The organism is Rhodopirellula sp. JB055 (assembly GCF_043100905.1).
Classification (GTDB): Bacteria; Planctomycetota; Planctomycetia; order Pirellulales; family Pirellulaceae; genus Rhodopirellula.
This window is the reverse complement of record NZ_JBICHO010000226.1, coordinates 1-8,003: the sequence shown is the minus strand read 5'-3', so window position 1 is coordinate 8,003 and position 8,003 is coordinate 1. Positions and strand designations below refer to the sequence as shown.

Sequence of the window (8,003 nt, the reverse complement as noted above, 5' to 3'; positions counted from 1 at the left end):
CGAAACGATGAGCAACAACAATGCGAGAACGTGACGGAGAAGCAAAAGCGATCACTTGCCAGAGGCGGAGGACGGGGAAGACGAGAGGCTGGGCACATCAACCGAATAGGGTTGTTGACTTTGGACTGCATTCTGCAACTGCCGCATGCTTTTGCGAGTTGAATTCCACTTGGAACGATCGACAATCGCTTCCGCTTGCATTTCGTTGCTCTCTTCCGCCTGCTTGAGTTCTGGAAGAACGCTGTTGACACCTTTGGATGCGCATTCAAGGGCAATCAGGTTGAGGCAAGCTGCATTTTTTGCGAGTAGCGTTTGTGCTTCCTTGACTTGGCCCGCATCACGTAGTGCGGTGGCTTCGCGATTGAGTTCGGTGGTGATTTGCAAACTGCAGTAGGCGTAGACCTCCATGTCCTTGGCTTCTTCGACGATCTTTTCTTCGTCACTGAAGCGAACTTGAATGCTGCTGGTCAGTTTTTCTTTGGTTTCGGTTTGCAGATTGCGATACTGCACCGTGACTTCTGCCAGATCTCGGGTGGAGTCTTCCGTGCCGGGTGAAACTTCGGTTTCGACGATGAAGTAACGTTCCTGATTGGCGTAAAGCTGCGCGAGTGGAATGCGAATGGTTTGACCTTCGATGTCTTCTTCGCTGCCGATCATGCGAACGGGACGAACGAATTCATCCAGTTTGACAACGATTTCGAATTCGTTCGCAACGACGCTAAGCAAACCATCGAACTCTTGGTTGAAGACCGCCACCAGAGAGTCGGCGTCTTCGATGAACGCGTGGTTGCCACCGCCCACTGAAGCGAGCGCGACCATCAAGTCTTCGTTGTAACCTGAACCTAGGCCAAGCGTGCTAACGCTGATCGCTTCCTTCATCAGTGAGCGTCCCAACCCTTCCAGTTCTTGTGGGCTTTTGGGACCCACGTTGGCCAAACCGTCCGAAAGCAGGATGACTCGATTGACTTGTTCGTCGGACAAGAACTTACGAACTTCCGCGGCACCTTTGCTGACTCCCGCGAACAAGGCGGTGGAACTACCGGCTTGGATGCCACGGATCTTATGTTTGATGGAGGAGCGGTCGGTGGCTTTGGTGGCGGGGACCAAGACGGTGACATTGCTGTCGTACAAAACGACTGAAACGATGTCGTCGTCGCTCAGCCGGTCGATCGCGGCTTCGGCGGCTTCTTTGGCACGTGCGAGTTTTTGCCCGCTCATCGAACCGCTGTGGTCAAGCACCAAGCAGACGTTGACGGGTGGGCGTTCTTCCGCGGATTTCAGTTCAAAACCGGTCAGTGCGATTCGCAAATGGTTCGTTTGTTTCTCATCCGCTTTCATCACGGGGTGAACCAAGCGGACATCCAATTTGACTTGTTCGGCACTCGCTTGGTGAAGCGGTGAGGCTGTCATGGCGGCAACAAGTAACATGAACAATGAGAAACGCATCGGAAGGCTCCTGGGACAAGAGTGGACTAGCGATCGAGCCGGACATGGCTCGGACGTCACTCATTGAACGAAAAGCGGTCGCCCAAAAGTTCGAATGGGTGTCAGTCAATTGTAAAAGAAATGTCAGGCATTGAATTCATGCTGTTTCGCAGGGGGAATTGTCTCCGATCGGACAGTTCGGTCATCGCTTTTCGAAGAAATTCTGATCTCGACGAAGAGACAGTTGAGGTGCGGTGGCACGCTCCACCGCTGCGTGGATCGGCTAAACTGAGGCGATGAGCAACGCACCCGCTTCTTCGACGACCGAACCGACTCCCGCAGCCAGCACCCCGACCGATGCCAAGCGGCAAGCGTCTGGGCCTTTGTTGACGCCAGCCTTGTTGGGTCGGCTGGAACGGCTGGAACTCGTTTCTCGGAAGATCTTTCGGGGGCGGATGAAAGGCGAACGGATCAGCCGTCGGAAAGGTCAGAGCGTCGAGTTCGCTGACTTTCGAAATTACGTGCCGGGCGATGACCTGCGGCTGATCGATTGGAATTTGTACGCCCGGTTGGATCAGTTGTTTTTGAAACTGTTTCAGGAAGAAGAGGACCTGCACTTCCATGCCTTGATCGACACCAGCGCGTCAATGAATTTTGGCACGCCGAACAAGTTGCGTGTCGCCAAACAGCTCGCGGCCGCGCTTGGATACGTGGGGCTTTGTCACGGTGACCGTGTTTGTGTTCGAGCCATGGGGCAATCCGGTCACAACGCTCCCGTGCTTCGGTCGCGTGGTTCGTTCTGGAAAATGTTGAACTACTTGGACGGTTTGTCGGGTGGCGAGAATGTTTCGCTGCACGATGGAGTCAAGGACTTTGTGATGCGAGGTGGTGGCAGCGGCGTGGTCGTGCTGATCACCGACATGATGGACAAAGCCGGTTACGAATCAGCACTGCGGATGTTGGTCGGTCGGCAAATCGATGTGTTTGTGTTGCAGGTGCTGTCACAAGAAGAAATTGACCCGCCAATACGAGGTGATCGCCGGTAGATTGATGTCGAAGACGGCGATGCGGCCGAGATCACCGTCAATCAATTTGTGTTGGACAAGTACCAAGCCAACCTCAAAGCCTTCCTCAATCAAATTCGGCAGTACTGTGCCAAGCGATCGATTGTGCACGTGATGGTTCCAACTGACACGCCGATTGAAACGGTGATCACGAAGTACCTGCGAACTCGTGGGGTCGTGCGATGAACGGTGGTGGAATGAGTTGGATTCCGGCCTTGTCGGGAGTGTGGCCTTGGGTGGTGTTGGGGTGCGTGCCTGTGGGCATCGTGCTGCTTTACTTTTTGAAGCTGCGACGTGAGCCGGTCGAAGTGCCGAGCACGTATTTGTGGTCTCGAACGATCGAGGACCTGCACGTCAACAGTTTGCTGCAACGGCTTCGCAACAGCCTGTTGTTGTTGCTGCAATTGCTGGCAGTGTTATTGGCCGCGTTTGCCTTGTTTCGACCTGGTATTCGAGGCGAAGCGAATTCGTTGGGCCGGATGGTCTTCTTGCTGGATACTTCTGCCAGCATGCAAGCACCGGCGGGAAACGCGGAAGGAGCAGGGCAGGGCGGTCGCAGTCGGTTTGAGGAAGCCCGCCGACAAATCGGCGATCGCATCGACACGATGACGGATTCGGAGTCGGCGATGCTGGTGACATTCAGTGACCGCGCCGAAGTGATGCAGGCGTTCACGTCGGATCGCAATCGTCTGCGGGATGCACTGGATCGGTGTGAAGTCACGAATCGACCGACGGATATTCTGGGGGCACTGCGGGCAGCCGATGGCTTGGCCAACCCGCGTCGGACCAGCGAGATTGGTGACGTCAACGATGTCCAAGTCGCTGACGCGATGCCCGCGGAATTAATGCTTTACAGCGATGGGAACTTTGGCGATGTGACGCAGTTTAGTCTGGGGAACTTGCAACCTACCTATGTTGCGATTGGATCCGACGCGGTCCGCAATTTGGCGATCGTTTCGTTCTCGGCGCAGCGTGATTTGCAGAACCCCGACCAGATTCAAGTTTTCGCAACGGTGCTGAACACGGGCACGTCGGAGGAGTCCACGGAAGCATCCTTGTACATCGATCAGAACTTGGTGGATGCGGCGTCAGTGAAGTTAGAACCGGAGGCTCAAACTGGATTGTCGTTCACGATTGAATCTTCCGATGCGGTTGCGTTGAGGTTGCAACTCGATAGCGAAGACGATTTGAAGATCGACAACGAAGCGTTCGCGGCGTTGACTCCCGCGGGGTTGGTTTCGGTGTTGGTTGTGACTCCCGGCAACCGAGCGCTCGAGCTGGGCCTGACGACGCCCAAGTGCCAGCAGATCGCGTCTTGCGAATTTGTGACGCCTGACTACATGGAAACCGAGGCGTATCAAAAGCGGGTGTCATCGGGACGCGACGATTTGATCATTTACGATCGATGCCGATCGAAAGATTCTCCTCCGACCAATACGTTCACCATGGGGGAATTGCCCAACGATGATTGGCAGTGGAAAACTGAGTCGGGCGCGTTGACGTTGATCGACATCGATCGAACGCATCCGGTGCTGCGGTATTTGGAATTGTATTCGTTGCTGGTGTTTCCCGGTCGAGCTGTGGAAGGGCCATCGGGCTCGCTGACCTTGGTGGAATCGGATGTTGGTCCGGTGATGGCGATTGCTTCGAGGGATGGTTACCAGGATTTGGTGTTGGGGTTCCCGCTCGTCAGCGAAGACGAATCGGGCGAGATGCAGGCCAATACCAATTGGTACGCTGAACGCTCTTGGCCGGTGTTCCTGTTCAATGTCTTGAGGAACCTGGCCGGGGCGGCTCAGTCGTCAGGGGCACCGAGTTATCAACCGGGGCAAACTGTGATGGCTCGCCTTGAAAACGTTCTGGAATCGGTCGAAGTGGTTCGGACAGTGGGGCAGGGCAGGGCAGAGTCGCTGGGCAAGCAACCGGTCGGAGTAGGTGGCGTGGTCGAAATTGTCTCGACTTCATTGCCCGGTAATTATCAACTGATCGCCGCGGAAACAGATCAAGTGGTTGATCGGTTCGCGGTCAATTTGTTCGATGCTCGCGAAAGTCGATTGGCAACGCAGCCGACCGTTGAGCTGGGATACGAATCGGTGGAAGCAACCGATGCGGGGATCGAGGTGCGTCGCGAATTTTGGAGGCCGCTGCTGATCGCCGTGTTGGTGTTGATGGCATTGGAGTGGTGGTTCTACACGAGGCGTTTGGCGTAGGATTGACGGACCCCAATGATTCCATTGGTCGTTTGTTTCCACGCACATTGTTGTTAGATGCCGAGTTCGCCCAGTCGCCGTCGTTTTGAAGCCTATCGTCAAGCGGTTCGCGATCGTCATCGCCGAGGGAATCAGGACACTGAAAAGGATCTGGCCAGCGGACGTGGCGGACATCATCACGGTGGCGGTCCGGGTGGGAAGAAAATCGGGACGCGAGATCGATCCTTTCGCGAATTGTTTCTTGCCTTTTGGGGGCTGATTGCCGGGCAAAGAGGGGCTATTTTGACGGCTCTGGCGTTGTTGACGGTCAGCATTGGTTTGCGATTGATCCCGCCGCTGGGAACCAAGCTGGCGATCGATTCCGTGCTGACTCGCCCACCGAAACCGTTGCCAGGTTGGCTCGATTCGATTCCCAACTTGACCACCATCCTTGGTGACCCCATGGCGTCCCCGATGCGCGTGCTGATCGCGATCGGGTTGTTGGTGACCGTCCTAACCGCGATCGGAACCGCGGTGAATTTGGTGGGCCGTTGGATCGCGACCAAAGCGGTCAATAAAACGCAAGTGTCCATCCGAGCTACCGTGTTTGATCACGCTGTTCATCTGCCGCTGCACCACGTGCATTCGATGAAGAGCGGTGGCGTGGCCAGCCTGATCCGAGAGGATGCAGGCGGCGTTGCCGATTTGATCTTCAGCATGCTCTACAACCCCTGGCGGGCGATCGTTCAGTTTATCGGCAGCCTCGTGATCCTGATGCTGGTGGATTGGAAGCTGATGCTCGGCGGAATGTTTTTGTTGCCGACCGTTTGGTTGACGCATCGCACCTACATCAATCGCATTCGTCCTCTCTTTCGTGATGTCCGCAAGCAACGTCAAAAGATCGACAGCGGGGCGACGGAAACCTTCGGTGGCATTCGCGTCGTGCGAACGTTTTCGCGATCTCGCAGCGAGTCGAGTCGCTATGTGCGGGAAGGTGACTTCTTGGTTCGGCAGCAGTTGTTCACTTGGTGGTGGATGCGGATCATCGAGACCATTTGGGAAGTGCTGATCCCGCTCGCTTCCACAGGCTTGTTGCTTTATGGCGGCTATCAAATCATCGAAGGCAATCTGACGCTCGGTGACCTGATGATGTTCTTGGTCTACCTGACGATGTTGTTGGATCCGTTGGCCACGATCGCTGGCAGCGCGGTCGCGTTTCAGAACAATCTGGCTGGGTTGGATCGTGTGCTGGATGTATTGGATGTGGAAGAGGAATTGCCCAGTCGCGAAGGTGCGATCTCGTTGGCTTCGAAACAGCGAGTGGGTGATCTGTCGATTCAAAATGTCACGTTCCGTTATCCGGGAACCGAGACGCCAGTGCTGAAAGAGGTGAGCTTCGACGTCGCATCGGGGCAAACGGTCGCTTTGGTTGGACGCAGCGGAGCGGGCAAGACGACACTGACCAATTCGATCGCTCGGTTTTATGATCCCGATGAGGGAATGATTTGTTTCAACGGTCGCGACTTGCGAGACATCCAATTGTCCAGCTATCGATCGTTGCTTGGTATTGTGGAACAGGACGTGTTTTTGTTCGACGGCTCCATCCACGAAAACATTGCCTACGCCCGCCGGCGAGCGTCACGGGAGGATGTGATCTCGGCGGCGCAGGCAGCCGCGGTTGACGAGTTCATTCGCAAATTTCCCGAAGGTTATGAAACGGTGATCGGCGAACGTGGCGTCAAGTTGTCAGGTGGTCAACGACAACGATTGGCCATCGCACGAGCGATCTTGGCTGACCCTCAAATCTTGATCTTGGATGAAGCGACCAGCAATCTCGATAGCGAAAGCGAGCGTCTGATCCAGGACAGTTTGAGCGAGTTGTTGCAGGACCGAACCGCGTTCGTGATCGCTCACCGATTGAGCACGATCATGAACGCTGACAAAATTGTGGTTTTGGAAGACGGCGAAGTGCTCGAGATTGGCACGCACGAAGAATTGGTCGCCAGCGGTGGCCGCTATCGAGACATGGTGATGCTGCAAATGGATCAAGGCATGCAAGCCAGTCGGTGAGACAAGACTCGCGTGATCGCTTATCATTCGCAGGTAGCGTCCTGTCTTGCAATCAGCGATGCGTTCCACGTGTCGCGAGTGTTTTGATAGCAGATGACGAATTCGACCTCACAACCGCTTCTTGGTCGAACGATCCACCTCTTGCGTGACTTTGCGGTGACTCGCAGTTCCGCATTGGCATGGTGCATCCTTGCCATATCGCTGGCCGTGACCGCGATCGCCTGGTATTTGTCGAGCCAGTACATTCGCGATCGAGCGTCGGACCGCTTTCTATTTCGCGTGAGTGAAATGGAAGTCTCAATCGAGCAACGGATGTTGGAGTACGAACAAGTGCTTCGCGGTGGCGTTGGTTTGATGGAAGCATCCAACAACGTCTCGCGAGCTGAGTGGCGGACCTACTTCGAGAACTCTCGTTTCCAAGAGTACTACCCTGGTATTCAAGGAGTTGGATTCAGTCGAGTTGTGAAGGCGGATGAAAAAGATGCCTTTGTCCAATCCATTCGCGCCGAGGGTTTTCCGGAGTTCGATATTCGGCCCGACGGTGAGCGTGATGTTTACACGGCGATCGTTTATCTCGAACCGTTCGATTGGCGGAATCAGCGGGCCTTCGGATTTGATATGTACTCCGAGGCAACTCGTCGAGCGGCGATGGACGCGGCGGTCGCATCGGGCGAACCCACCATTTCAGGCGTTGTCAAATTGGTGCAGGAAACCGAGGACGATGTCCAACAAGGTTTCTTGCTGTATTTGCCTGTCTTCGAAAACGGCGAAACGGTTGACGAGGAAGATCAACAATTGGCATCGGTTGTTGGCTTTGTGTACGCGCCCTTTCGAACTCGAGATTTGATGGTCGGGATTCGGAAATCGAATCTGCCGGACATCGATTTCAAAATCTACGATGGTGAGAACGAGTCCACTGCCAACTTGCTCTACAGCAGTCACCTCCCGATGTTGAGGCCGGCCAGCGAGGGCAATGCGGATTTTGTGCTGACGAAGCAGCTTCATCTTCGCGGACGCGATTGGACAATCCACTTTGAATCCCAGCCCGATTTTATCAGTGGTGGCGAATCGGCGATTAGCTTGGCGGTCGCATTTATAGGATTGCTGGTGGATGTGTTGCTGTTCCTGGTAATTGGATCAATCGGGCGTCAACAGCGGCAAGCGGAACGAATTGCCGCACAGATGACCAGCGAGTTTCGCAAGGCTCAGAAACAGTTCCAGGCCGTCTGCGACACCGCCCATGATCCGATCGTAT

4 protein-coding genes and 1 pseudogene are annotated in these 8,003 nt (G+C 55.0%); 4 read left to right on the top strand and 1 reads right to left on the bottom strand.

What is annotated here, in order from left to right; translation table 11 throughout:
• Positions 1 to 51: 51 nt before the first annotated feature.
• Positions 52 to 1,446: a VWA domain-containing protein gene (locus ACF8AM_RS09400; protein ID WP_392555389.1), complete on the bottom strand. Its 1,395-nt coding sequence runs from the start codon at positions 1,444 to 1,446 to the stop codon at positions 52 to 54.
• A 120-nt stretch (positions 1,447 to 1,566) separates the two neighbouring features.
• Between ACF8AM_RS09400 and ACF8AM_RS09395 the strand changes: the two are divergent.
• The 4 genes and pseudogenes from ACF8AM_RS09395 to ACF8AM_RS09380 form a co-directional block, all read left to right on the top strand.
• A pseudogene (locus ACF8AM_RS09395) lies at positions 1,567 to 2,675 on the top strand (DUF58 domain-containing protein).
• A complete protein-coding gene (locus ACF8AM_RS09390; RefSeq protein ID WP_392555388.1) occupies positions 2,672 to 4,699 on the top strand; it encodes a BatA and WFA domain-containing protein in 2,028 nt (675 codons plus the stop codon). The pseudogene ACF8AM_RS09395 and the gene ACF8AM_RS09390 overlap by 4 nt, the downstream one beginning before the upstream one ends.
• 57 nt (positions 4,700 to 4,756) lie before the next feature.
• A complete protein-coding gene (locus ACF8AM_RS09385; RefSeq protein WP_392555387.1) occupies positions 4,757 to 6,748 on the top strand; it encodes an ABC transporter ATP-binding protein in 1,992 nt (663 codons plus the stop codon).
• Positions 6,749 to 6,841: 93 nt separating this feature from the next.
• A partial coding sequence (locus ACF8AM_RS09380; RefSeq protein WP_392555386.1) for a CHASE domain-containing protein occupies positions 6,842 to 8,003 on the top strand: 1,162 nt, incomplete at its 3' end.

What these genes read in the sequence shown, in the direction of transcription:
- ACF8AM_RS09390 (WP_392555388.1), top strand. Translation starts at nt 2,672, where the DNA reads ATGAACGGTGGTGGAATGAGTTGGATTCCGGCCTTGTCGGGAGTGTGG.
- ACF8AM_RS09400 (WP_392555389.1), bottom strand. Translation starts at nt 1,446, where the DNA reads ATGCGTTTCTCATTGTTCATGTTACTTGTTGCCGCCATGACAGCCTCA.
- ACF8AM_RS09385 (WP_392555387.1), top strand. Translation starts at nt 4,757, where the DNA reads ATGCCGAGTTCGCCCAGTCGCCGTCGTTTTGAAGCCTATCGTCAAGCG.